2 protein-coding genes are annotated in these 2218 nt (G+C 60.6%); both read left to right on the top strand.

Going from position 1 to position 2218, the window contains the following annotated elements:
* The coding region (locus F0Q45_RS25505; RefSeq protein ID WP_188113167.1) for an alkaline phosphatase family protein at positions 1-1490 on the top strand (1490 nt) is incomplete at its 5' end.
* Between the two features lie 295 nt (positions 1491-1785).
* Positions 1786-2109 (top strand): hypothetical protein, encoded by a 324-nt coding sequence (locus F0Q45_RS25510; protein ID WP_262491183.1) that lies wholly within the window; start codon positions 1786-1788, stop codon positions 2107-2109.
* Positions 2110-2218: the final 109 nt, after the last annotated feature.

Consider the following 2218-nt stretch of genomic DNA (forward strand, 5'->3'; position numbering starts at 1 on the left):
CAGGCGCGGCGGCGTTTCTCACCGACTGGGCCGCTCCGGTGATTGAAAAGGCTTATGCGGCCGGCTCGTGTTCGGGCCGGCTGACCGACATCGAACACATCGTCTTGTGCTTGCAGGAGAACAGGTCATTCGATCACTATTTCGGCACGCTCTCCGGAGTGAACGGTTTCGACACCCCGACACCGCTATTCCAGCAGCAGGGATGGAATCCGCAGACTCAAGCGATTGACCCTGCCGGAATTACGTTACCCTACCGCATCGATACGACCCGGGGTCCCAACGGAGTCGGCGAATGTGTCAATGACCCTGACCACCAATGGATAGCTGCCCATTTGTCATGGAACGGCGGTGCCAACGATGGCTGGCTTGCTGCGCAAGCCAGGACCCGATCCGTGGCGAATACTCCTGTGGTGATGGGTTACTATGCTCGTCCAGACATACCGATCCATTACCTGCTGGCCGACACGTTCACCATTTGTGACCACTACCATTCTTCGCTCTTGGGCGGGACGATGCCGAATCGGCTGTATTGGATTAGCGGCACTGTCAACCCCGACGGTGATCAAGGCGGACCGCAGATAGTCGAGCCGTCCATTCAGCCGAAATTGACCTTCAGTTGGCGCCTCATGCCGCAGAACCTCAGCGACGCCGGAATCAGCTGGAAGGTCTACAACAGCAAATTGCTCGGCCCGCTCAACGACACCACGTTGAGCCGCAACGGCTACATTGGGAGTTTCAAGCAGGCCGGGGATCCCCGATCGGACCTGGCCCGCTACGGAATTGCTCCGACCTACCCCGGAGACTTCGTCCTCGATATCATGAACAACCGGCTGCCACAGGTCTCCTGGGTCGTCCCGCTGACCGTAGAGTCCGAACATCCCTCCTTCCCGATTGCGGTGGGTGCCTGGACGATTGTCAATCTAATCCGGGCATTGCTTCGCAACCCCGCGGTATGGGAGAAAACCGCGCTGATCATCGCCTACGACGAACACGGCGGGTTTTTCGACCACGTCACCCCACCGACGGCTCCGCAGGGCACGCCCGGCGAGTGGATTCCCAACAGCGTTGACATCGACAAGGTCGACGGCTCCGGCGGCATCCGTGGGCCAATCGGCCTCGGCTATCGGGTTCCCTGCTTCGTCATCTCGCCCTACAGCTGCGGCGGGCTGATGGTTCACGATCGGTTCGACCACACCTCACAGTTACAACTCATCGGCAAGCGTTTCGGGGTTCCGGTGCCCAATCTGACCGCGTGGCGGGCCGGCGTGACCGGGGACATGACGTCAACATTCAACTTCGCCGCCCCGCCTAACCCGTCACCACCCAACTTGGGCCACCCGGTTCGTCAACTGCCGAAGATCGCCAAATGTGTGCCCAACGCGGTTTTAGGGTTTCTCAACGAGGGGCTGCCCTACCGGGTGCCTTATCCGCAGGCGACGCCAGTTCAGGAGTCCGTGCCGGTTCGCGGGATTCCCAGCGGAATCTGCTGAAGCACGTCCAACGAATGTGAATGCATTGCTTTGCCAAAGATATGGCCACGTGGCTGCTGCCCGGTCGCGCCTGTCTGGCCCGCCAGCTTGGCGGCGCGCTGGCGGCAATGGGACAATCTGGTGACGCCTGCGCGACGTGGACGACGTCGTCCTGAGGCGGACTGTCCTGTCTGCGCCCACAGATATCTGAAAATGGCAGTATTGACGCCCGCATTGTCATACGATGCGGAGTGCTTGGTGGTTGTTTGTGGCCATCGAGTCATAAGTTTTTAAATCCGTACTGGAAGGGGACAGCGTGCTTTTGCCTCTTGGTCCGCCGTTGCCGCCCGACGCGGTGGCGGCGAAGCGGGGTGAGTCGGGGATGCTGGGCGGGTTGTCAGTTCCGCTTAGTTGGGGTACGGCCGTTCCGCCGGATGACTATGACCACTGGGCGAAAGAGGATGAGGCGGCCGTGACCGCCGTTGTGCCCGGTGCGGTGGATCCGGAAGCGACCGACCCAGCCGCGGAGGAGTGGGATGAGTGGGCGGCGTGGCGCGAGTGGGAAGCCGAGAATGCGGAGCCTCGCTTTGAGGTACCACGCACCGGTAGGGTAGTACCGACTTCTCCGGCGGCCGGTTGAGAGAGAGAAAGGGATGATTGTCGTTCTTCCACGATCGAAAGGCGGCTTTGGTATCGGTCAAACTGCATGAGTAGTCCCAGTTTGTGAGTCCAGGAAATAAGGAGACAGG

The organism is Mycobacterium simiae, from assembly GCF_008370645.1.
Lineage (GTDB): Bacteria > Actinomycetota > Actinomycetes > Mycobacteriales > Mycobacteriaceae > Mycobacterium > Mycobacterium simiae_A.